We start from the raw sequence: 22,577 nt of genomic DNA, 5'->3' as shown, positions 1-22,577 counted from the left end.
AGGTCGCCGTCGTCGCTCCGCGTGCGGGTGTCGCGCCGGCCTGATTCACTCGATCGCGGTAGGCCTATCCGATCCGTGTCCGGGGGCAGAGCATGACCCGCTTCGACCATTCGCCGCAGAACCCGCCCGCGGGTCCGCCGCCGTCCGACGACGAACCGGGCGCCGACCTGGTCGTCGCGGACGGGGAGCTGGGACGGACGGTCGTCGAGCTGACGCGCGACGACATCGAGCCCGCGCAGCGGCGGCGGCTGCTGGGCAGACTGATCGGTCAGGTCCGCGCCCGGGGGGTACGGGACCTGTTCAAGCCGAAGGCGGCGCTCCGCTGGATGGCGGACGTGGTGACCGAGATCGCGCCGCACGTTCCGGTGCGGGATCTGGAGACGCTGCGGCGGCACTACGACGGACTGGAGGGCGACGCGCTCGCCGAGCGTCTGGTGCGCAACGCCGCGCTGGCCACCGCCGGGGTCGGCGCCGCCGGCGGCGGGGTGGCCGCGGTCGAGTGGGCTGCGACGCCGACCCTGCTGTCGGCGCCCGTGCTGCTCGCGGCCGAGACCGTCGTGGTGGTCGCGATCGAGCTGAAGCTGATCGGCGAGTTGCACGAGGTGTACGGCGCGCCGGTGCGGGGCAACGGCGGCCAGCGCGCGGTGTCGATGCTGCAGTCCTGGGCCGGGCAGCGCGGGATCAACCCGATGGTGCCGGGGGTGGGGCTCGGCGCGGTGCTCGGCACGGCGGCCCGCAACGAGCTCCGGGACATGCTGCTGCGCCGCTTCGGGCGCAATCTGACGACGCTCGGCCCGTTCCTGAGCGGCGCGGCGGTGGCGAGTTACCTCAACCGGCGGGCGACCCGCAGCCTCGGCGACCGCATCCGCGACGACCTGCGCAAGCGGCACGGGACCGTGGACCCGGCGGCCCCACCGCGCGTCATCGAGAACTAAGCCGCGGTCAGCCGGCGTCGCCGCCGGACGGGGCGGGGCGCGCGGCGAGGATCGCGTTCGCCAACCGGACCGGATCCCGCGAGCTGACCACCCAGTACGGCGTCGGGTCGTCCGGGTCGTCCAGCACCACCTGCACCGCGCCGGCCACCCACGGCCGCTGCACCACGAAGGCCAGCGGGTCGGCCCCGACGCCCAGCACCTCGCGCCGCCCGGCGACGTCCAGCGCGATCACGTCGGCGACGAACCGGGCGGGCAGCCGGGCGTCGTCCACCCGTAGTTCGCCGTCGGTGACGGCGACCCTGATCCGGCCGAACCAGACCAGCCCGGCGGCGGTCAGCGGCAGGAAGACCGCGAAGGGCAGCCAGGCCCGTACGCCGGGGGCGCCCATCCACACCTCGGCGGCGAGCAGGGCGGCGAGCCCGAGCGCGCAGAGCCACAGCCACCAGGGCAGCGTGAGCCGCTCGGTGTAGCGGTCGGTGTCCGCCAGCGGCGCGACGTCGGAGTGCGGTGCCACGTTGTCCGAGGGTACGGCGCGCCACGGAACCCGCAGACGGCAGGATGGGGGACGCTGTCGGCGCACCGGACGCCCAGCCCATGCCCGCGAAGGAGCCGTCACCCGTGACCCACCCTGTGCCCGTACCCGTGCGGCAGCTCGACCCCGATCTGCCGCTGCCGGCGTACTCCCATCCGGGGGACGCCGGCGCGGACCTCGTCGCCGCCGAGGACGTCGAGCTGGCGCCGGGAGCCCGGTCGCTGGTGCGGACGGGAATCGCGATCGCACTGCCCGAGGGGTTCGTGGGGCTGGTGCATCCGCGCTCCGGTCTCGCCGCCCGGCTCGGCGTCACGGTGCTCAACGCGCCCGGCACGGTCGACGCCGGCTACCGCGGCGAGATCCTGGTGAACCTGATCAACCACGACCCGGCGCGTTCGGCGAAGATATCCCGCGGCGACCGCATCGCGCAGCTTGTGGTGCAGCGGGTGGAACGGGCACACTTCCACCGCGTCGACGAGCTGCCCGATTCCAGCCGTGGGGCCGGCGGGCACGGCTCGACCGGCGGGCACGCCGGCCTGGTGGCCCCGGTCGCGACCGACGACGGAAGGGTGGGACAGTGATCTTCTCGCGAGGACGCGGGGGCGGGCGGCACGCGCGCAGGGAGCAGGCCGGGACGGGTCCGGAGACGGATCCGCGCTCCGCGGCCGTCGAGGCGGCGTCCGACGCCCCGGAGCGCGGCCCGTACGACGTCTCCGAGGCCCCCGCGGGGGTGCAGCGACTCGATCTGGGCAGCCTGCAGATCCCCGCGGTGGCGGACGTCGAGGTGCGGGTGCAGGCCGATCCGGACGGCACCATCCAGCAGGTGGTGCTGGTGCACGGGGAGAACGCGCTGCAGCTCGGCGTCTTCGCGGCGCCCCGCACCGAGGGGATCTGGGACGAGGTGCGTGAGGAGATCCGCACGTCGCTGTTCAACGACGGTGTCGCGGCGCAGGAGACCTCGGGCGAGTACGGCGTGGAGCTGCGCGCCCGGGTCCGCGCCGAGGGCGGCCTGACGGACCTGCGGTTCGTCGGGATCGACGGCCCGCGGTGGATGGTCCGGGGCGTCTACCAGGGGCCGGCCGCGAGCGACCCGGCCAGCGCCGGACCGCTGGCGCAGGTGCTGGACGGGCTGGTCGTGGACCGCGGCCAGGAGGCGAAGCCGGTGCGGGAGCCGCTGCCGCTGCGGCTGCCGCGCGAGGTCGCGCAGCAGGCCGAGGCGGGCAACGTCGCCGCGTCCGGCGAGGGCGGGCCGGGCGTCAACGGCGCCGATCCGTACGGCGTCCCGCACCGGGACTAGCCGTCGCTGCGGCCGCGCCCGTCGCCGGTGGCGCCGCGCGCCGCCGGCGGATGGGGACGCGGCCGCCGCGGGCGTACTCTGGCGGAGCGGCCCGCGCCCGACGTGAGCCGTGCCGGCGTGCGACGCCGGTGGCACGGGGCGGCGCGTTGAGGAGAGTGACACCCCGGTGATGGCGACCGACGAGAACCGTCCGTCCCTGCGGCGTCTTTTGCGGCGGTTCACCGCCAGCGAGGCGGAGCTCGACGCGGCGGAGTTGCAGCGCGAGAGCGCGGAGCAGGGCTGCACGCTGGCGGACCAGTGCCGCCGCGGCCAGGTGGTCGCGGTCTCCGGCCGGCTGCGCACGGTGGTCTACACCCCGCGCACCAACCTGCCGACGTTGGAGGCCGACCTCTACGACGGCAGCGACGTGGTCACCCTGGTGTGGCTGGGGCGCCGGCACATCGCCGGCATCGAGCCCGGGCGGCAGCTGACCGCCCGCGGCCGGGTGGCGCTCCGTGACGATCGCAAGGTCATCTATAATCCGTACTACGAGCTGGAAGCGCCGCGCTGATGAGCACCGGAGAGCACCCCGCCGCCCCGACCGACGCCCGCGGCGAGGAGGACGAGCCGCTGCCCAGCATGGCCGAGATGGTCGCCGATCAGCTCGGCGGCGTGCGCGGGCTCGTCGAGTCCAGCGTCCCGGTCGTGGTCTTCGTGCTGGTGAACGTGATTGCGGAGCTGCGTCCGGCGGTCATCGCGGCGGTCGGGACCGCGCTGGCAATCGGTGTGCTGCGGTTGGTCCAGCGGCGCCCGATCCGGCACGCCGTCAACGGCCTGTTCGGGGTCGGCGTGGGCGCGCTGATCGCCTGGCGCAGTGGCGACGCCAAGGACTTCTACCTGCCCGGCATCCTCTACGGCGTCGCCTACGGTCTCGCGCTGCTCGGCTCGGTCGCGATCCGGCAGCCGATGGTCGGCTGGATCTGGTCGATGATCGTCGCGGGCGGGCGCTCCGATTGGCGCACCGACCCGCCGCTGATCCGCCTGTTCAACCGGCTCACCGTGCTCTGGGGCGTGGTGTGGCTGGCGAAGGTCGCGGCGCAGGCGGCGCTCTACCTCGCCGACATGGAGACCGCGCTCGGGGTCGCCCGGTTGGTGCTGAGCACGCCCCTGTACGCGCTGCTGCTGGCGTTCACGGTCTGGACCGTGCGGCGGGTGACCCGCGACCGTGAGGCGACCCCGGTCATCACGCCCGCCCCGGCGCCCGCCGAGGGCTGAGCCCGCGCGCGCTCGGCGGGTGCCGGGCCCGGCCGCGCGGTCAGCGCCCGTTGGCCGCCCGGGTCCGCTGCACGCTGTCCGCGCCGAGCATCACCGCGCGCACGTCGTCCTCCACCTCGGCGGTGCAGACGAAGACCAGCTCGTCGCCGGCCTCCAGCGGGTCGTCCGGGGTCGGGGTCAGCACCCGCCGGCCGCGCACGATCGCCACCAGCGCGGAGTCCGGCGGGAGCGGCACGGCGCTGACCGCGTGGCCGACGTAGGGCGCCTCCCGGGGCAGGGTGATCTCGACGAGGTTCGCCTCGCCCTGTCGGAAGGTCATCAGCCGGACCAGGTCGCCGACGCTGACCGCCTCCTCGACCAGGGCGGCCATCACCCGCGGCTTGCTCACCGCGACGTCGACGCCCCACTGCTCGGTGAAGAGCCACTCGTTCTCGGCGCGGTTCACCCGCGCGACCACCCGCGGCACGCTGAACTCGGTCTTGGCGAGCAGCGACACCACCAGGTTGACCTTGTCGTCCCCGGTGGCGGCGACCACCACCTCGCAGTTGGCCACGTCGGCCTCTTCGAGGCTGGCCAGCTCGCACGCGTCGGCGAGCACCCACTCCGCCGCCGGCACCCGGTCCGGGCGCAGCATCTTCGGTTGCCGCTCGATCAGCATCACCTGGTGGCCGTTCTCGATCAGCTCCTGCGCGATCGAACGTCCGACGTTCCCGGCGCCCGCGATGGCGACCCGCATGGTCAGTGCGCTCCTTCCGGCGGATTGCCGGCCACCGCGGTGACGGCCGGGGCGATGTCGTCGGTGACCAGCATGAAGAGCTGGTCACCCTCCTGGATGACGGTGGAGGCGGTGGGCAGCGTGCCGACGCCGAAGCGCATCACGTACGCCGCGCGGGTCCCGGTCGCGTCCTCCAGCCGGTGCAGCGCGCACCCGATCCAGTCCTTGTGCACCGGCACCTCGATGATCGAGACGGTGCTGGTCGGGTCGCGGAAGATCTCCACGTGCCCCTCCGGGACCAGGTGCCGGTACATCCGGTCGGCGGTCCACCGCACCGTGGCGACGGTGGGGATGCCGAGCCGCTCGTAGACCTCGGCGCGCTTCTGGTCGTAGATGCGGGCGGCGACGCGGGTGACGCCGAAGGTCTCCCGGGCCAGCCGGGCCGAGATGATGTTGGAGTTGTCGCCGCTGGAGACGGCGGCGAAGGCGTCCGCCTGCTCGATGCCGGCCTGCTGCAGCACCGCGCGGTCGTAACCCGTCCCGGTGACCGTGACGCCGCGGAAGTCGGGGCTGAGTCGACGGAACGCGTCCGCGTCCTGGTCGATCACGGCGACCGAGTGCCCCCGGGCCTCCAGATTGTGCGCGAGCGTGGAGCCGACCCGCCCGCACCCCATGATCACGACGTGCACCGTCGCCCCTCCCGCAGCGTGACCGCCAACCGCGCGTCCACCCCGGACGCACGCACCGCCAGCGTGCCACGAGCACGCACGCCGGTGCCGTAGGACGGTACCGCGCGTCACAGGGCCGCGTCGGGCGGCTCCGCGGGGCGGCAGGGGTGCGCCGGTCGTACTCTTACCCCTTGTGGCCAGACCCACCTCTCTCGTCAAGCGGCTGCTCCTGGGCCGGCCTTTCCGCTCCGACAAGCTCGAGCACACGCTGTTGCCCAAGCGGATCGCGTTGCCGGTCTTCGCCTCCGACGCGCTCTCCAGCGTCGCGTACGCGCCGGACGAGATCCTGCTGACGCTGTCGATCGCCGGCGCCTCCGCTTTCCTCTTCTCCCCGTGGGTGGCCCTGGCGGTCGTCGTGGTGATGCTCACCGTGGTCGCCAGCTACCGGCAGAACGTGCACGCCTACCCGTCCGGGGGCGGCGACTACGAGGTCGCCACGGTCAACCTCGGCCCGAAGTTCGGGGTCGGGGTGGCGAGCGCGCTGATGGTGGACTACGTGCTGACGGTCGCGGTGTCGGTCTCGTCCGGCGTGGCCAACCTCGGCTCGGTGGTGCCGTTCGTGGCGACCCACAAGGTGCTGATCGCCGTGACCGCGGTGGCGGTGCTGACCGCGGTGAACCTGCGCGGCCTGCGGGAGTCCGGGACGGCGTTCGCCATCCCGACGTACGGCTTCATGATCGTCATCATCGGCATGGTCGTCACCGGTCTGGTGCGGATCTTCGTGCTCGGTCACGAACTCCGCGCCCCCAGCGCCGATCTCGTCATCCAGGCCGAGCACAGCGTCACCGGCGCCGCGCTCGCCTTCCTGCTGCTGCGCAGCTTCTCCTCCGGCTGCGCCGCGCTCACCGGCGTCGAAGCGATCTCCAACGGCGTGCCCGCGTTCAAGCCGCCGAAGAGCCGCAACGCGGCCACCTCGCTGCTGCTGCTCGGCACGATCGCGATCACCATGCTGGTCGGCATCATCTGGCTCGCCCGCCTCACCCACCTGCAGTTCATGGAGGACCCCGTCCGGCAGATCGTCTCCGGACCGGCCGGCTATGTGCAGAAGACCGTGACCACCCAGCTCGGTGAGGCGGTCTTCGGCCACGGACTGCTGCTCTACGTCGTCGCCGCGATGACCGCGTTGATCCTCTTCCTGGCCGCCAACACCGCCTTCAACGGCTTCCCGGTCCTCGGCTCGATCCTCGCCCAGGACCGCTACCTGCCCCGCCAGCTGCACACCCGCGGCGACCGCCTCGCCTTCTCCAACGGCATCGTGCTGCTGGCGCTCGCCGCGATGGTGCTGATCGCGTCGTTCCAGGCCGAGGTGACCCGGCTCATCCAGCTCTACATCGTCGGCGTCTTCGTCTCGTTCACGCTTTCCCAGGCCGGCATGATCCGGCACTGGAACCGGGCGCTGCGCACCGAGCGCGACCCGGCGGCCCGGCGGCGGATGTACCGGTCCCGCGCGATCAACACCTTCGGCATGGCCCTCACCGGCGCCGTGCTGGTCGTGGTCCTGATCACCAAGTTCCTGCTCGGCGCCTGGATCGCGATCGTCGCGATGGCGGTGATCTTCCTGATCATGCTCGGCATCCGCCGGCACTACGACATGATCGCCGAGGAGCTGGAGCCGGCCGAGGGGCGTCCCGTGCTGCCGGCCCGCAACCACGCCGTCGTGCTGGTCAGCAAGGTGCACCGGCCCACGCTCCGCGCGGTCGCGTACGCCCGGGCGACCCGGCCGGACACCATCACCGCGGTGACCGTCAACGTGGACGACAAGGACACCCGCGCCGTGCAGGCCGAGTGGGAACGCCGGCAGGTGCCGGTGCCGCTGACGGTCATCGACTCGCCGTACCGGGAGATCACCCGGCCGATCATCGACTTCGTCTCGTCCATCCGCCGGGACTCACCCCGCGACGTGGTCACCATCTTCATTCCCGAGTACGTGGTGGGCCACTGGTGGGAGCACCTGCTGCACAACCAGAGCGCGCTGCGGCTCAAGGGGCGGCTGCTCTTCGAGCCCGGCGTGATGGTGACCAGCGTGCCCTGGCAGCTCGCCTCCTCGGCGAACAAGGACCTGGACCGCTTCGATGAGACGCTCAGCCGGGGCCCGTTGCGCGGACCGCGCGCCGGGCTCGGTCCCGGCCGGCCGGCCTCCCCGCCGGCCGAAGACGTCGCGGCGCCGCGCTCATGACCGCCGCCGGACCTGCCACGGGTGCCCCGCCGGAGGAGGCGGAGCGGGTGGAGTTGACCGTCGGCGCGGTGGCGCACGGCGGACACTGCGTCGCCCGCCTCGACGGTCACGTCATCTTCGTCCGGCACGCGCTGCCGGGGGAACGCGTGGTCGCCGAGATCACCGAGGTGCACCGGGCTTACCGGCGCGCCGACGCGGTCGAGATCCTCGAGGCGTCACCGGACCGCGTCACCCCGCCCTGCCCGTACGCGCGGCCCGGCGTCTGCGGCGGATGCGACCTGCAGCACGCGACCCCGGCCGCGCAGCTGGACTGGAAGAGCGCGGTGTTGCGGGAGCAGCTGGCGCGGCTGGGCGGGCTGGCGCCGGACGAGATCGAGGCGCTGGCGCCACGCGTGGAGGCGCTGCCGGGCGGGCCGTTGGGCTGGCGCTCGCGGGTGCGGTACGCGATCGACGCCGCCGGCCGGGCCGGGCTGCTCAAGCACCGCTCGCACGAGGTGGTCCCGATCGACCGTTGCCTGATCGCGCATCCGGCGATCCAGCAGCTGCCGGTGTTGCCGCCGACCGGGCGGCGCTGGCCGACCGGGGACGCGGTCGAGACCGTCGCGTCCTCCGGCGGGGACGTCGCGGTCCGGGCGGTCTCCGGGGAGACCGTCAGCGCGGTCGACGGCCCCGAGGAGGTCCGCGAGCGTGCCGCCGGCCGCCGGTGGCGCGTGCCGGCGGAGGCGTTCTGGCAGGTGCACCCGGCCGCGCCGGACACGCTGGTCAACGCCGTGCTGGAGCTGGTGGAGCCGCGCGAGGGGGAGTCCGCCTGGGACCTGTACGGCGGGGCGGGGCTCTTCGCGGCCGCGCTGGCCGGGCGGGTCGGCCCGGCGGGCCGGGTGACGCTGGTGGAGTCGGCGCCGCTGGGCGTGGCCGCGGCCCGCGACAACCTGCGGGACCTGCCGCAGGTGGAGATCGTGGCGGCGCGGGTGGAGAGCGCGCTGGAGCGCCGCCGGATCACCGGACCGGTCGATCTGGTGGTGCTGGACCCGCCGCGCAGCGGTGCGGGGGCGCGGGTGGTGCGGGCGCTCGTCGGCGCGCGGCCCCGGGCCGTCGGATACGTCGCCTGCGACCCGGCCGCGTTCGCCCGCGACGTGCGCACCTTCCGGGAGGCCGGCTGGCGGCTGGCGGCGCTGCGCGGCTACGACTGCTTCCCGATGACCCAGCACCTGGAGTGCGTGGGCCTGCTCCTCCCGCCGTCCTGACTGCGGGACGGGTGTGACCGGAGCGCCCGTCGGGGTCCGCACACCGCGGGACGGTGATGACGGAGGGCCTGCTGGTCGAGCGTCGCCGCCGACACGTGAGCGGATGAGGGATATACCGGAGAGTCAATAAATATGCCTGACCGGCATATTCCTCATCCAGCGTCGGTGCCGTCGACCGACAACGTCGGTGGACCGCGCCGCTTGCGCTTCAACGGCGGGACGACGCGGCCGGCCGCCGAGCCGTTCCCGGCGCTAGGGTCACCGGGGTGCGGATCGTCGGTCTGATGTCGGGCACCTCCCACGACGGCGTCGACGTGGCCGCGGCCGAGTTCGACCGTGCCGGCGACACGCTCCGGCTGGCCCCGCTGGGGCACCGGAGCCTGCCGTACGACGACGAGCTGCGGGGCGCGATCGCCGGCCTGCTCCCGCCGGCCGGCACCACGATCGAGGCGGTCTGCCGGCTCGACACCCGGCTCGGGCAGCGGTTCGCGGACGCCGCCGCGGTCGGCGTCGAGCTGGCCGGCGGCGCCGATCTGATCGTGTCGCACGGGCAGACGGTCTTCCACTGGGTCGCCGGCGGACGGGCACACGGGACCCTGCAGCTCGGCGCGCCGGCCTGGATCGCGGCGCGCACCGGCGTACCCGTGCTGTCGGACCTGCGCTCGGCGGACATCGCGGCCGGCGGTCAGGGCGCGCCGCTGGTCCCGGTCTTCGACGCGCTGCTGCTCGGGGACGGTGGCGACCGGCCGGCGCCGCGCGCGGCGCTCAACCTCGGCGGGATCGCCAACCTCACCGTGGTCGCGCCGCCGGCCCCACCGATCGGGTACGACATCGGCCCGGCCAACGCCCTGCTCGACGCCGCCGCCCGACGCTTCTATCGTGAACCGTGCGATGTGGACGGTCGGCACGCCGCCCGGGGCCGGGTGCACGAGCCGCTGCTGGAGTTGCTGCTCGCCGAGCCGTTCTACGCCCGACCGGCGCCGAAGTCCACCGGGAAGGAACTGTTCCACGACGGCTACCTCGACGCCCGGCTCGACGCGCTCGACGGGGCGCCGCCCGCGGACGACGTGCTCGCCACGCTGACCGAGCTCGCCGCCCGGACCGTCACCGCGGAGTGCGCACGGCACGGGGTGACCGAGGTGATCGCCGCCGGCGGCGGGGTGCGCAACCCGGTGCTGATGGCGCGGCTGCGTGAGCTGGCCGCGGGGCGCTGGCGGCTGCGCGACACCGGCGAGCTGGGGGTGCCGGCCCGGGCGAAGGAGGCGTACGCGTTCGCGCTGCTCGGGTGGCTCTCCTGGCACGGGCTGCCCGGCGCGCTGCCGTCGGTGACCGGGGCCCGGGCGGGCGCCGTACTCGGGTCGTGGACGCCGGGGGCGGCCCCGCTGCGGCTGCCGCCGCGGGCCGCGTCGCCGCCGCGGCGGCTGCGGGTCGGCCGGTGACGGTTGCCCGGCGTCCGCCGGGGCCGTCGATCATCCCGGGCGGGAGCACCGTCGTCGATTACCGGCCCGGGGTGCCGCGGTGAGGCGATGCTCTCGCCCGGGGCGGGGGTGCGACCGTCCCGATAGACTCGGCGGTCATGAGCGAGCGTAGCGAGCGGATCGGCCAGCTCACCCCGGCGGCCGGCACGACGGGCAGCGAGGTGGCCGCATGAGTCTGGACGAGGGATCGGTCACTGACGGTCGACTGCTGGCGACGGTGCGTGGCCCGCAGGACGTCAAGCGGATGTCCGTCGCGCAGCTGACGCGGCTCGCCGCCGAGATCCGCGACTTCCTGGTGGCGAAGGTCTCCCGTACGGGCGGGCACCTCGGGCCCAACCTCGGTGTCGTCGAGCTCACCCTGGCCATGCACCGCGTCTTCGACTCGCCCCGGGACCGCTTCCTGTTCGACACCGGTCACCAGGCGTACGTGCACAAGATCGTGACCGGCCGGCAGGAGGGCTTCGACCAGCTCCGCCAGCGGGGCGGCCTCTCGGGCTACCCGAGCCGGGCGGAGAGCGAGCACGACCTGATCGAGAACTCGCACGCCTCGACCGCGCTCTCCTACGCCGACGGGCTGGCCAAGGCGTACGCGCTGCGCGGCGAGGACCGCGCGGTGGTCGCCGTCGTCGGCGACGGCGCGCTGACCGGCGGCATGTGCTGGGAGGCGCTGAACAACATCGCCGGCGCCGGCAACCCGCTGATCATCGTCGTCAACGACAACGGCCGGTCCTACGCGCCGACCATCGGCGGCCTCGCCGACCACCTCTCCACGCTGCGGCTCAACCCCGGCTACGAGAAGGTGCTCGACCTCGTGAAGGAGTCGCTGGGCGCGACGCCGCTGGTGGGCAAGCCGGTCTACGAGGTGCTGCACGCGGTCAAGAGGGGGATCAAGGACGCGGTCGCCCCGCAGACGATGTTCGAGGACCTCGGCCTGAAGTACGTCGGGCCGATCGACGGCCACGACGTGGCCGCGGTCGAGTCGGCGCTGCGCCGCGCCAAGGGCTTCGGCGGCCCGGTGATCGTGCACGCCGTCACGCGCAAGGGGTACGGCTACCGCCCGGCCGAGGAGGACGAGGCGGACTGCCTGCACGGGCCGGGCAGCGCCTTCGACGTGGAGACCGGCAAGCTGCTGGCCGCCCCCTCCGTGAAGTGGACGCACGTCTTCGCCGACGAGCTGGTCGCGATCGCCGACGAACGCCCCGACGTGGTCGGGATCACCGCCGCGATGGCGGAGCCGACCGGCATCGCGTCGCTGGCCCGCAAGTACCCCGAGCGGGTGTACGACGTCGGCATCGCCGAGCAGCACGCCGCCACCTCGGCGGCCGGCCTGGCGATGGGCGGCCTGCACCCCGTGGTCGCGGTCTACGCGACGTTCCTCAACCGCGCCTTCGACCAGGTGCTGCTCGACGTGGCGATGCACAAGCTGCCGGTGACCTTCGTGCTCGACCGGGCCGGCATCACCGGTCCGGACGGCCCGAGCCACTACGGCATCTGGGACATGGCGGTCTTCGGGGCCGTCCCCGGGCTGCGCATCGCGGCGCCCCGGGACGCCGCCACGCTCCGCGAGGAGCTGCGCGAGGCCGTCGCGGTCGAGGACGGGCCGACGATCGTGCGCTTCCCGACCGGTTCGGTCGCGCCCGACCTGCCGGCGCTGCGCCGGGTCGGGCCGGTGGACGTGCTCGCCGAGTCGCCGCGCAAGGACGTGCTGTTGGTCGCGGCCGGTGCGTTCGCGCACCTCGGGGTCGAGGTGGCGGGCCGGGTCGCCGAGCAGGGCTACGGCGTCACCGTGGTCGACCCGCGTTGGGTCCGGCCGGTCGCCGACGAGCTGGTGACGATGGCCGCCGCGCACCGACTCGTGGTCAGCGTCGAGGACGGCGTCCGCAACGGCGGCGTCGGGGACGCGCTCGCCAAGGCGCTGCGCGACGCCGACGTCCGGGTGCCGCTGCGGGACCTCGGCGTGCCCGCGGACTGGCACCCGCACGGCACCCGTACGCAGATCCTCGCCGACCTCCGGCTGACCGCCCAGGACGTGGCCCGGGACATCACCGGCTGGGTCTCCGGTCTGGACGACCCGGTGGAGTCGGTGATCGACGCCCGCCGCTGACCGTTACGCCGGTGGGCGTCATCGAGCTCGGCGAGGTCGGGCGGGACGACCTCCCGCCCGAGGGGCCGCGGCGCCGCCCCGGTCGCCGGGCCGACAACCGGTGGCTCACCGCCGGCGGCCTGTTCGCGCTCGTGCTCGCGACGATGGCCGGCGGCGGGCCACGGTCCGGCCCGCTGCCCGAGGCGACGATCCCGGCCCGGCTGGGCGCGCAGACGGTCGCGGCCGGCGACCGTCTCTTCGTCATCGACCCGGCGGAGCGCGTCGACCCGAGCGGGATGGTCGCCGAGCCGTCGATCGCCGCCTACCGGCTGCCCGACGCCCGGCCGCTGTGGCGGGTGCCGCTGCCTGTCGCCCGGGTGCGTGGCTCCGGCGCTATCGATTCCCGGATCGTCGGGGAGACGCTGGTGATGACCGCCGCGGCGACGCCGGGCGTCGATTCCGGGTTCGCGACGGCGGCGCTCGACGTGCGCTCCGGGACGACGCTGTGGCGCCGCCCGGGACACGCGATAGGCCGTACCCCCGGCGGCCTCGTGCTGCTGGGGCTGTCCAGTCCGCGCTCGGCGCCCGACGCGGCGGCCCGGTACGCCGCGCTGAGTCCGCGCACCGGCGCGGTCCGATGGTCGCTCGCCGCGGGCGGCCGGGTGGCGTTCGACTTCGACGACGAGCAGGTGCGGGCGATGATCACGATCGCGCCGCCGAACCGGCTCGCGGTGCACGACGTGGAGACCGGGACCACCGTCCGCGCGGTCGCGCTGCCGGGCGAGCGCGTCGACCCGCAGCTGCTCGGCGTCGACGTCGCCGGCGGGCTGCTGCTGCTCCGCGACGACGAGCGGGGAACGGTCACGGCCTACGGGCTGGACCGGCTGGAGCGGCGCTGGACCAGGCCACTGGACGCGTCCGGCCGCTCGTATGTGTCCGCGTGCGGCGACGCCGTCTGCGTGCAGGATTTCGACGAGGGTGGCCTGCGGGTGCTGGATCCGCGCGACGGGCGGATCCGCTGGTCCCACGCCCACCTCATGCCGCCCATCCGGATCGGTGCGCGCATGCTCGCCTGGAATCCCGGCTCCGGATGCCGGAACCCGTGGCTCTGTCGCGAGCTGCCGGACGCGTCCGGCGTGCTCACCGTGGTCGACCCGGCGACCGGCAAGATCCTCGGCGAGCTCGGCCCGTGGCAGTGGACCGACCGGCCGGGGCCGCGCGGCGACCTGCTCGCGGTGCGGATCGACTCGCGGACCGGGCGTGCGCAGGTCGCCCGCCTCGATCCGGCGACGCTGACCGTCCGGACGCTCGGGATGCTGACCGGCGTCTCCGCGGCCGGCGGCGGGTGCGGGGTGGACGGGACGACGCTCCACTGCCGGCGTCGGGACGCGTCGGTCGGGGTGTGGCGGCTGCCGGCGTAACTACCAGTTGGGCTGCGACCCCGGCGGCGGCAGCGGCACGTGCGGTGGTCGGATCACGTACACGAGTCCACGGCTGGAGCCCAGCCAGGCCCGTTCGAACTCCGCGCGCGGCACCGGGGTGCGGACCCGGTCGTTGCTCGGCGCGGCCGGGTCGTTGAGCACCGGTTCGCCGGTCGCGGTGAACCCGACGAGCACCATGAGGTGCCCGGCGGTGTCGTAGTCGAGGCCGGGAATCTCGCCCCGGACGTACGACGCCGAGACGATCAGCGGAATACCGGCCGCGATGAAGCGTTCGGCCTCGACGAGCGACCGCAACCGGGTGACGAAGCCGTCCAGCCCGTACCGGCCGGCGTAGGCCGTGTTGAACGGCCAGTTGCCGGTGCCGCCGTACGCGTGGTCGTAGCAGTGCCGCGCCGCGTGGTCCACGTCCGGGTCGGTGTGGTCGGCGCCGACCCAGGCGTGGTCGGCCGGGGTGGGGCCGACGCCCCAGAACCGCAGCACCATCGCGGTCGACGCCGGGCTGCACCAGCCGTGCCCGCCGCCCGCCCACCGCGGGTGGTGCCCGATGTGGAGCTTCTGCGAGTACGGCGGGACGTCGAGGACGACCCCGTGCGCGGTCTCGGGGGCGCTCGGCAGCGCGGCGTCGGGGCGCGGCGCGCCGGTGGCGACCGCCCCCGCGGAACGCAGCACCGGCGTCGCCGCGCTGCCCGCCGCGCGCAGCAGCGTCACCCGTAGCTGCCACGCCGTCAGCGCCCGGCCCGGCCCGGCGACGAGCACGTCGGCGGCGACGGCACCGGCCGGGCCCGACTGTCCGGGCACCGAGGTGCGGGCCACCGGACCGTCGCCGGCGGTCCACCGCGCGAGGGTGAACCAGGGGGTGTCGCGGCCGTCGGCCGTGCTGCCGCGCAGCTCGATGTGGAGCCAGCAGCCGGGTGGGGTGTCCGCGGTCCAGGAGGGGATCACCTCGCTCGCCGTGAACCCGGGGGAGACCACCGGCGCGGTCCAGGCGCCGAACTCGTACCGCGCCGTCCGGCCCGTGTGCGGGTCGGTGTCGTCGCGGGCCCCGGCCGGCGCGGCGAGCACGACGGCGTCGCCCGAGAGCGCGACGCCGGTCAGGACGCCGGCGCCGAACTCGGCGGCGCTCCGGAATCCCCGGTACGCGATGTCGCGGACGACGATGGAGTCGGCCTGCACCCCATGCCTCCCTCCAGTGCGGAAAAAGGGTGACGCGAAGCATGCCGTACCAGAAGGTTTCCTGCAACGATCCGGCCGCGGACGCCGGTTCTGCGCGCGGCGCTAGGTTGTTTCACGCCGGCTTAACGCGTGCCGGCGCAGGGTGTGACGTCGACGGGAGGAGACCGCGGTGCGGGTGCTGGTGGTCGAGGACGAGCGCAATCTCGCCGACGCGATCGCGCGGGGCCTGCGGCGGCACGGCATGGCGGTGGACGTTGCGTACGACGGCTCCGCCGGGCACGAGATGGCGTTCGTGACCCGGTACGACGTGGTCGTGCTCGACCGTGACCTGCCCGGCATGCACGGCGACCAGATCTGTGCCGAGCTGGCCCGCTCCGGCGCGCTCACCCGGGTGCTGATGCTGACCGCGAGCGGCACGGTCGCCGACCGGGTCGAGGGGCTGCAGCTCGGCGCCGACGACTACCTGCCCAAGCCGTTCGCCTTCGACGAGCTCGTGGCCCGGGTCCGGGCGCTCGGCCGGCGGGCCACCCCCGCGACGCCGCCGGTGCTCACCGTCGCCGACCTCGTCGTCGACCCCGCCAAGCGGATCGCGACCCGCTCCGGGGCGCCGATCGACCTCACCCGTAAGGAGTTCGGTGTGCTGGAGGAGCTGCTGAAGGCGCGCGGCGCGGTGGTCTCCAGCGAGGAGCTGCTGGAACGCGTCTGGGACGCGAACACGGACCCCTTCACCACGACCGTGCGCGTCACCGTGATGACGCTGCGCAAGAAGCTCGGGGATCCGCCGCTGATCGAGACGGTGGTCGGCGCCGGTTACCGGGTGCCCGACCCCTACCAGCCCGGGCAGGTGACCCCGTGACCGTCTACCCGGGACGTCGACGATCCCGGCTGCGCCCGACACTGCGGCTGCGGCTCACCCTGCTCAACGGCGTGCTGCTGATCGGCGCCGGCGCGGTCCTGGTGGTGCTGGCCTGGCTGCTCGTCGACGGCGCGCTGCGCCCCGCCGACGAGCTGCGGCCCGGCACCACCGTGGTCCTCGCCGACGGGCGCACCCTGGACGCGCGGCAGTGGCAGACGCAGGTCGTCGACGCCGCGTCGCGGGAGCTGCTCGTCAAGGGCCTCGCCGCACTCGTCGCGATCAGCGTCGTCGGGGTCGCCGGCGCCTACGCCGTGGCGGGCCGGGCGCTGCGGCCGCTGCACCAGGTCACCGCGACCGCGCGGCGGCTGGGCGAGGAGACGCTCGACGAGCGGATCCGGTACGCCGGAGCCGACGACGAGGTCGCGGAACTCGCCGGCACGTTCGACGCGATGCTCGACCGGATCGGCGCCGCGTTCGAGGCGCAGAAACGGTTCGTCGCCAACGCCTCGCACGAGCTGCGCACCCCGCTCGCCGTCATGCGGACCGAGATCGACGTGACGATGGCCGACGACGAGGCGGACGTGGCCGAGTACCGGCGGATGGCGACGGTCGTGCGCGACGCGTCCGAGCGCGCCAACAACCTGGTCGACGCGTTGCTGGTGCTCGCGCGCAGCGAGGCGCAGTCCGGGCTGCGGCTGGTGCGCAAGGTGCCGACCGACCTGTCGACCGGCGTCTGCGCGGCGCTGTCGGCGATGCGGCACGAGACCGAGCGGCTCAAGCTCGACGTGACGACCGCGCTGGAACCGGCCCCCGTGGTCGGCGACCCCGGCCTGCTGGAACGCCTTGCCGGCAACCTGATCGAGAACGCGGTGCGCTACAACCACCTGCACGGCCGGCTGTGGGCACGCACCGGCGTGGACGCCGGGCAGGCGTGGCTGGTGGTCGGCAACACCGGATTCGAGGTGGAGCAGGCGGACGTGCCGGGGCTGTTCGAGCCGTTCCGGCGCGGTGGCCGGGAGCGCACCGGGGCGCGCGGCTCCGGGCTGGGACTGTCCATCGTGCGGGCGGTCTGCGACGCCCACGGCGGTACGGTCACCGCGCTCGCCCAGCCCGGCGGTGGCCTCGAGGTCACCGTCACCCTGCCGCGCGCCGACGCGCGGGTCACACCCCCGTCCCCGGCCCTTCCCGGCGATCCGGGAGTTGTCCACCCGGTTTGATCCCGGATCGTGCCGGGCGTGCCGGCGTCAGGCCGCCAGGTCCAGCTCGCGCGCCTGCCGCCGTACCGCCCGCAGCCGCGCCGGCGTGATCCCCAACTCCTGCGCCACGTCGGCCTCGGTGGCGTGCGGCCGTTCCGCTTCGATCGCCGCCGCCAACGCGGCGGTCTCGGCGACCGGGCGGCGCGGACGCGCCCCGCCCGACTTCGCGGTGCCGCCGCTCGCCTCCCGCGCGGGTCTCGCCGCGGCCTTCGCGCGGGTCTGCGGGCCGCGCGCGGTGGTGGTGGTCGCCGGCGGCGGCTCCGTCGGCGGCGCGGTGGCCGCCGGGAGCGGCTCGGGCGGCGCGGTGGCCGCCGGGAGCGGCTCGGGCGTCGCCGCGGGCGGGACGACCGCGGCCGGGGCTCCGCCCGTCGCCGTGACCGGCGTGGCCGTCCCGCTCTCCGCCTGCACGGCCGTGACCGGCGTGCCCGCCCGGTTCTCCGCCTGGGCGGCGGCGATCCGGCCGCCCAGCTCCACCAGACAGATGCTCGCCACCACGATCAGCCCGTCGACGGAGAGCGGCAGCAGGTACGGCGACGCGCCGGTCTCGCCGTAGCGCGCGGCCACGCCGGCCATGTGCCAGTACGAGACCCAGGCGGCGATCCCGGCGATGGTGGCGGTCGCGACGAACCGGGTGACCGCCAGGTGACGCCGGTGCACCGGAACCCGTGAGATCAGCTCGACGGTCAGCAGCAGCGCCAGCGGCGGCCACGCAGCGATCGCCTGGCTGATGGGGTTGTCCCGGGCGTGCAGGATGTTGGCGACCACCGACGCGGCGACCCCGAGGGCGAGGGTCGCGCGGACGGCCCAGCGGACGCGGCGAAGCTGAGTGAGGGGCACCGGTTGCTCCTTGCCTTGTCGTACTCACGGTGACGCCGGCCGTGCGTCCGGCGACCGATCCTCCTAAGGGCGGGGTTTCTGCCAGCGGAGCGACCCTACTTGGTGCGGGCGCGGAAATGGTGTGGCCGACCGGCGCCGGCGGCCGCGACGCCGACCGCGGTTCCTGCGGCTGCCGGAGGGGAAACCCGGCGGGCCGTCGGCTTCGGGGCCGCCATCTGTAACGACACCGAAACTATCGGTCGTGAGCCGGAAACTATCGCTTGATAATCCCGCAACTCTTTGCAACTCTAGAGACGTCCATGAATGTGAGCGCTAACACAATCTCGCCGGGCCCATATCCATGGATCGCCCCAAGCCCCATCGTCAGCGCCGCCTCGACGTAGACCACACGCCCGGGCCGTGGTGGTCCCTGCTCGCGACGATCAACCCCCGATCGCTCGGAGGTGTGCCTCGATCAACTGGAAAGCCCGCCGCCCTTAACTGCCATCCATGCCGGTCGTGGCGGCCCGGCCACTCACCGTTAACGCGGTTTGCCCGTCTTGTGAAGAAAGCGCATCTATCGCAATCGTTGGAGGATCAATATGGTCTCCCGGACCCGTCCCCCCGGGCGTCGACTTCGAACGCCGTCGGTTCTCGGGATCGTCGCAGGCGTCGCGGCGCTCACCGTGTCCCTGCTTCCCAATCTCGCGCAGGCCGCCGAATCCACCCTGGGTGCGGCTGCGGCCCAGTCCGGCCGGTACTTCGGTGCCGCCGTCGCCGCGAGCAGGCTCAGCGACAGCGCCTACACCACGATCCTGAACCGCGAGTTCAACGCGGTCACGCCCGAGAACGAGATGAAGATCGACGCGACCGAGCCGCAGCAGAACAACTTCACGTTCAGCAACGCGGACCGAATCGTCAACCACGCCACCAGCCGGGGCTGGAAGGTGCGCGGGCACACGCTGGCCTGGCACTCGCAGCAGCCGGGCTGGATGCAGAGCATGTCCGGCACCACGCTGCGCAACGCGATGCTCAACCACGTCACCCGGGTGGCCACCTACTACCGAGGCAAGATCTACTCCTGGGATGTGGTGAACGAGGCGTTCGCCGACGGCGACAGCGGTGCGCGGCGCGACTCGAACCTACAGCGCACCGGAAACGACTGGATCGAGGCCGCGTTCCGGGCCGCCGACGCGGCCGACCCGAACGCGAAGCTCTGCTACAACGACTACAACACCGACAACTGGACCTGGGCCAAGACCCAGGCGGTCTACAACATGGTGCGCGATTTCAAGCAGCGTGGCGTGCCGATCGACTGTGTCGGGTTCCAGTCGCACTTCAACGCCAACTCGCCGTACAACAGCAACTACCGCACCACGCTGTCCAGCTTCGCGGCGCTCGGCGTCGATGTGCAGATCACCGAGTTGGACATCGAGGGTTCCGGCACCACGCAGGCCAATACGTACCGGAACGTGGTCAACGACTGCCTGGCGGTGGCCCGCTGCAACGGCATCACCGTGTGGGGCGTGCGGGATTGCGACTCGTGGCGCTCCAGCGGCACCCCGCTGCTCTTCGAGTGCAACGGCAACAAGAAGGCCGCGTACAACTCCACGCTGGACGCGCTGAACAGCGCCGGCCCCGGGCCCACGCCCACCACGCCGGGGCCCACCCCCACCACGCCGCCGACTGTCCCACCAAACTCCGCCTCGGAGATCGTGGGCGTGCAGTCGGGTCGGTGCGTCGACGTACCCAATGCTTCCCATGCCAACGGCACACGGGTGACCCTCTACGACTGCAACAAGCAGTCCAACCAGGCCTGGACGTACACCTCGGACAAGCAGCTACGGGTGTACGGCGACATGTGTCTGGACGCGGCGGGTTCCGGCAACGGCGCGGCGATCCAGATCTACAGCTGCCACGGTCAGACCAACCAGCAGTGGAACGTCAACTCCAACGGCACCATCAGCGGCGTGCAGTCCGGGCGATGCCTGGACGTCTGGAGCACGGCCAACGGAGCGCAGATCCAGCTGTACGACTGCCACGGACAAACCAACCAGCAGTTCAACCTCGTGCCGCTGGGCGGTTCCACCCCACCGCCCACGACCCCGACGCCGCCGCCGGGCGGTACGTGCAGTCTGCCGTCGTCGTACCGCTGGAGCTCGACGGGAGCGTTGGCCCAGCCGCGGTCGGGGTGGGTGTCGCTGAAGGACTTCACCTACGCCCCGTACAACGGCCAGCATCTGGTCTACGGCACCACGCACGACACGGGAACGACGTGGGGGTCGATGAACTTCGGCCTCTTCTCGGACTGGAACCAGATGGGCTCGGCCAGCCAGAACGCGATGTCCTCGGCGACCGTCGCGCCTTCGCTGTTCTACTTCGCCCCCAAGAACGTCTGGGTGCTGGCCTACCAGTGGGGTGGACCCGCGTTCTCGTACCGCACCTCGACCAACCCCACCAACGCCAATGGCTGGTCAGCGGCGCAGACGCTGTTCACCGGCAGCATCTCCAACTCCTCCACCGGCCCCATCGACCAAGCCCTCATCGGTGACGACCAGAACATGTACCTGTTCTTCGCCGGGGACAACGGCCGCATCTACCGGGCCAGCATGCCCATCGGCAACTTCCCGGGCAGCTTCGGGTCGAACTACACCACGATCATGACCGACTCGACGAACAACCTGTTCGAAGCCGTGCAGGTCTACAAGCTGCGGGGCCAGAACCAGTACCTGATGATCGTCGAGGCGATCGGCTCCCAGGGTCGCTACTTCCGTTCGTTCACGGCCACCAGCCTGGGCGGCTCGTGGACCCCGCAGGCCACGTCCGAGAGCAACCCGTTCGCGGGCAAGGCCAACAGCGGCGCCACCTGGACCAACGACATCAGCCACGGCGAGTTGATCCGCACCAACGCCGACCAGACCATGACCGTCGACCCCTGCAATCTGCAACTGCTCTACCAGGGACGGTCGCCCAACTCCGGCGGGGACTACGGCTTGCTGCCGTACCGACCCGGCCTGCTCACCCTGCAACGTTAACGATCGGACAACGCCGGAACGGGCGGGCTCGGCACCTGCCGAGCCCGCCCGTTCCGCACTCACCCCGTCACCAGGAGGCACCGACAATGCGAGGACACACACCCCACCCGCCGCCCTCGCGGGATACCCATACTGACCGAGTGTCCCTCGGCCTTCGGGGCCGGCTGCTCACGCTCGCCGCGGCCGGCGTCGCGGTCACTCTCGGCCTGTTCACCATGGCGGTGACGACCGGGTCGGCGTCGGCCGCCGACAACCCGTACCAGCGCGGTCCGGACCCCACCCGGACCAGCGTCGCGGCCGTGAACGGGCCTTTCGCCAACACCTCGGTCAGCGTCCCGACCGGGTACGGCTTCAACGGCGGCAGGATCTACTACCCGACCGACACCAGCCAGGGCACCTTCGGGGCAATCGCGATCTCGCCGGGTTACACCGCGTTGTTCTCCGCCGAACTGGCCTGGATGGGGCCGTGGCTGGCATCGCACGGCTTCGTCGTGATCGGCATCGAGACCAACAGCCGCAACGATTTCGACACCGCCCGAGGCACCCAGTTGCTCGCCGCACTGGACTACCTGACGCAGCAGAGCCCGGTACGCGACCGGGTCGACCCCAACCGGCTCGCCGTCGCCGGCCACTCCATGGGCGGCGGCGGGGCACTGAGCGCAGCAATCCGGCGTCCGGGGCTGAAGGCAGTGGTCGGCATCGCGCCCTACTCGCCGTCGTCGAACCTGGCCAACGACCGGGTGCCCACGATGATCTTCGCCGGGCAGGCGGACACGGTAGTCACCCCGTCCTACGCCACCGGCCTGTACAACAGCCTCCCGGCCACGACGGAGAGCGTCTACCTCGAGGTTGCCGGTGCGGATCATGGATTCATGGTCGGACGGTCGAACCCGGTGATGATTCGGACCATGCTGCCGTTCGTCAAGATGTTCATCGACAACGACGCTCGGTACAGCCAGTTCCTCTGCCCGCTGCTCGACTCCAGCGGCGTGGTCACCTACCGCAGCACCTGCCCGTTGCTGCCCGCGACGCCGACCACCCCGCCGACGACCCCGCCCACCACGCCTCCAGCCACCCCTACCGTGCCACCCAACTCCGCCTCCGCGATCGTGGGCGTGCAGTCGGGTCGGTGCGTCGACGTCACCAATGCGTCCCGTGCCAACGGCACCCGGGTGCAGCTCTACGACTGCAACAAGCAGTCCAACCAGGCCTGGACGTACACCTCGGACAAGCAGCTACGGGTGTACGGCGACATGTGTCTGGACGCGGCGGGTTCCGGCAACGGCGCGGCGGTCCAGATCTACAGCTGCCACGGTCAGAGCAACCAGCAGTGGAACGTCAACTCCAACGGCACCATCAGCGGCGTGCAGTCCGGGCGATGCCTGGACGTCTGGAGCACCGCCAACGGAGCGCAGATCCAGCTGTACGACTGCCACGGACAAACCAACCAACGATTCAACCTCGTGTCCGCAGGATGATCAGCCGGGCTGGGCAGTAGCACAAACGCGTGATCGGGGACTGGCCGGCGCGCGAGCGCCGACAGTCCCCGATAACGCG

Annotated in this window: 19 protein-coding genes; 14 read left to right on the top strand and 5 right to left on the bottom strand. The window is 73.0% G+C overall.

Annotated elements, in window-relative coordinates:
• Positions 1-92 precede the first annotated feature (92 nt).
• Positions 93-935 carry a hypothetical protein gene (locus tag BLW47_RS07855; protein ID WP_245736523.1) on the top strand — a complete coding sequence of 281 codons (843 nt, stop codon included), beginning with the start codon at positions 93-95 and terminating at the stop codon, positions 933-935.
• 7 nt (positions 936-942) lie between these two features.
• Here BLW47_RS07855 and BLW47_RS07850 read toward each other — a convergent pair whose 3' ends face one another.
• Positions 943-1,449: a DUF3093 domain-containing protein gene (locus BLW47_RS07850; RefSeq protein WP_245736522.1), complete on the bottom strand. Its 507-nt coding sequence runs from the start codon at positions 1,447-1,449 to the stop codon at positions 943-945.
• Between the two features lie 80 nt (positions 1,450-1,529).
• On the opposite strand from BLW47_RS07850, the gene dut reads away from it, so the two are divergent.
• The 4 genes from dut (at position 1,530) to BLW47_RS07830 (ending at position 4,018) form a co-directional block, all read left to right on the top strand.
• The gene (gene dut / locus BLW47_RS07845; protein WP_091553611.1) at positions 1,530-2,048 is read left to right on the top strand and encodes a dUTP diphosphatase; all 519 of its coding nucleotides are present in this window, start codon (positions 1,530-1,532) and stop codon (positions 2,046-2,048) included.
• Positions 2,045-2,764 carry a DUF3710 domain-containing protein gene (locus BLW47_RS07840; protein ID WP_091553609.1) on the top strand — a complete coding sequence of 240 codons (720 nt, stop codon included), beginning with the start codon at positions 2,045-2,047 and terminating at the stop codon, positions 2,762-2,764. Before dut ends, BLW47_RS07840 begins: the two co-directional genes overlap by 4 nt.
• 169 nt (positions 2,765-2,933) lie before the next feature.
• Entirely contained in the window at positions 2,934-3,314 is a 381-nt protein-coding gene (locus tag BLW47_RS07835) for an OB-fold nucleic acid binding domain-containing protein (protein ID WP_091554607.1), read from the top strand.
• Entirely contained in the window at positions 3,314-4,018 is a 705-nt protein-coding gene (locus BLW47_RS07830) for a DUF3159 domain-containing protein (RefSeq protein WP_091553607.1), read from the top strand. The genes BLW47_RS07835 and BLW47_RS07830 overlap by 1 nt, the downstream gene beginning before the upstream one ends.
• 40 nt (positions 4,019-4,058) lie before the next feature.
• On the opposite strand, the gene BLW47_RS07825 is transcribed toward BLW47_RS07830, so the two are convergent.
• The gene (locus tag BLW47_RS07825) at positions 4,059-4,760 is read right to left on the bottom strand and encodes a potassium channel family protein (RefSeq protein WP_175543560.1); all 702 of its coding nucleotides are present in this window, start codon (positions 4,758-4,760) and stop codon (positions 4,059-4,061) included.
• The gene (locus tag BLW47_RS07820; RefSeq protein WP_091553582.1) at positions 4,757-5,422 is read right to left on the bottom strand and encodes a potassium channel family protein; all 666 of its coding nucleotides are present in this window, start codon (positions 5,420-5,422) and stop codon (positions 4,757-4,759) included. The genes BLW47_RS07825 and BLW47_RS07820 overlap by 4 nt, the downstream gene beginning before the upstream one ends.
• Before the next feature lie 172 nt (positions 5,423-5,594).
• Here BLW47_RS07820 and BLW47_RS07815 point away from each other — a divergent pair, with 172 nt between their 5' ends.
• The 5 genes from BLW47_RS07815 (at position 5,595) to BLW47_RS07795 (ending at position 13,863) form a co-directional block, all read left to right on the top strand.
• The gene (locus tag BLW47_RS07815; RefSeq protein ID WP_091553579.1) at positions 5,595-7,637 is read left to right on the top strand and encodes an APC family permease; all 2,043 of its coding nucleotides are present in this window, start codon (positions 5,595-5,597) and stop codon (positions 7,635-7,637) included.
• Complete coding sequence (locus tag BLW47_RS07810; protein ID WP_091553576.1) at positions 7,634-8,881, top strand: class I SAM-dependent RNA methyltransferase; 1,248 nt, start codon at positions 7,634-7,636, stop codon at positions 8,879-8,881. Before BLW47_RS07815 ends, BLW47_RS07810 begins: the two co-directional genes overlap by 4 nt.
• A gap of 266 nt (positions 8,882-9,147) precedes the next feature.
• A complete protein-coding gene (locus tag BLW47_RS07805) occupies positions 9,148-10,320 on the top strand; it encodes an anhydro-N-acetylmuramic acid kinase (protein ID WP_091553572.1) in 1,173 nt (390 codons plus the stop codon).
• A gap of 208 nt (positions 10,321-10,528) precedes the next feature.
• The gene (gene dxs / locus BLW47_RS07800; RefSeq protein WP_091553569.1) at positions 10,529-12,463 is read left to right on the top strand and encodes a 1-deoxy-D-xylulose-5-phosphate synthase; all 1,935 of its coding nucleotides are present in this window, start codon (positions 10,529-10,531) and stop codon (positions 12,461-12,463) included.
• Between the two features lie 11 nt (positions 12,464-12,474).
• Positions 12,475-13,863: an outer membrane protein assembly factor BamB family protein gene (locus tag BLW47_RS07795; RefSeq protein ID WP_091553567.1), complete on the top strand. Its 1,389-nt coding sequence runs from the start codon at positions 12,475-12,477 to the stop codon at positions 13,861-13,863.
• Here BLW47_RS07795 and BLW47_RS07790 read toward each other — a convergent pair whose 3' ends face one another.
• Positions 13,864-15,057 (bottom strand): C39 family peptidase, encoded by a 1,194-nt coding sequence (locus tag BLW47_RS07790; protein WP_091553563.1) that lies wholly within the window; start codon positions 15,055-15,057, stop codon positions 13,864-13,866.
• Between the two features lie 169 nt (positions 15,058-15,226).
• Between BLW47_RS07790 and BLW47_RS07785 the strand changes: the two genes are divergently transcribed.
• Together BLW47_RS07785 and BLW47_RS07780 are read left to right on the top strand one after the other, a co-directional pair.
• On the top strand, positions 15,227-15,913 hold the full coding sequence (locus BLW47_RS07785; protein ID WP_091553559.1) for a response regulator transcription factor: 687 nt from the start codon (positions 15,227-15,229) through the stop codon (positions 15,911-15,913).
• Positions 15,910-17,130, top strand: coding sequence for a sensor histidine kinase (locus tag BLW47_RS07780; RefSeq protein WP_245736518.1), 1,221 nt, complete (start codon positions 15,910-15,912; stop codon positions 17,128-17,130). The genes BLW47_RS07785 and BLW47_RS07780 overlap by 4 nt, the downstream gene beginning before the upstream one ends.
• Positions 17,131-17,157: 27 nt before the next feature.
• Here BLW47_RS07780 and BLW47_RS25555 read toward each other — a convergent pair whose 3' ends face one another.
• Complete coding sequence (locus tag BLW47_RS25555; protein WP_245736516.1) at positions 17,158-18,006, bottom strand: DUF2637 domain-containing protein; 849 nt, start codon at positions 18,004-18,006, stop codon at positions 17,158-17,160.
• Positions 18,007-18,587: 581 nt separating this feature from the next.
• Here BLW47_RS25555 and BLW47_RS07770 point away from each other — a divergent pair.
• Together BLW47_RS07770 and BLW47_RS07765 are read left to right on the top strand one after the other, a co-directional pair.
• Positions 18,588-21,020 carry a non-reducing end alpha-L-arabinofuranosidase family hydrolase gene (locus BLW47_RS07770; RefSeq protein ID WP_091553555.1) on the top strand — a complete coding sequence of 811 codons (2,433 nt, stop codon included), beginning with the start codon at positions 18,588-18,590 and terminating at the stop codon, positions 21,018-21,020.
• A gap of 140 nt (positions 21,021-21,160) precedes the next feature.
• A complete protein-coding gene (locus BLW47_RS07765; RefSeq protein WP_425435358.1) occupies positions 21,161-22,498 on the top strand; it encodes a poly(ethylene terephthalate) hydrolase family protein in 1,338 nt (445 codons plus the stop codon).
• Positions 22,499-22,577 lie beyond the last annotated feature (79 nt).

Source organism: Micromonospora pattaloongensis (assembly GCF_900107255.1).
Lineage (GTDB): Bacteria > Actinomycetota > Actinomycetes > Mycobacteriales > Micromonosporaceae > Micromonospora_I > Micromonospora_I pattaloongensis.
Note: the sequence above shows the minus strand (reverse complement) of the source record. Positions and strands in the feature narration are given on the sequence as shown.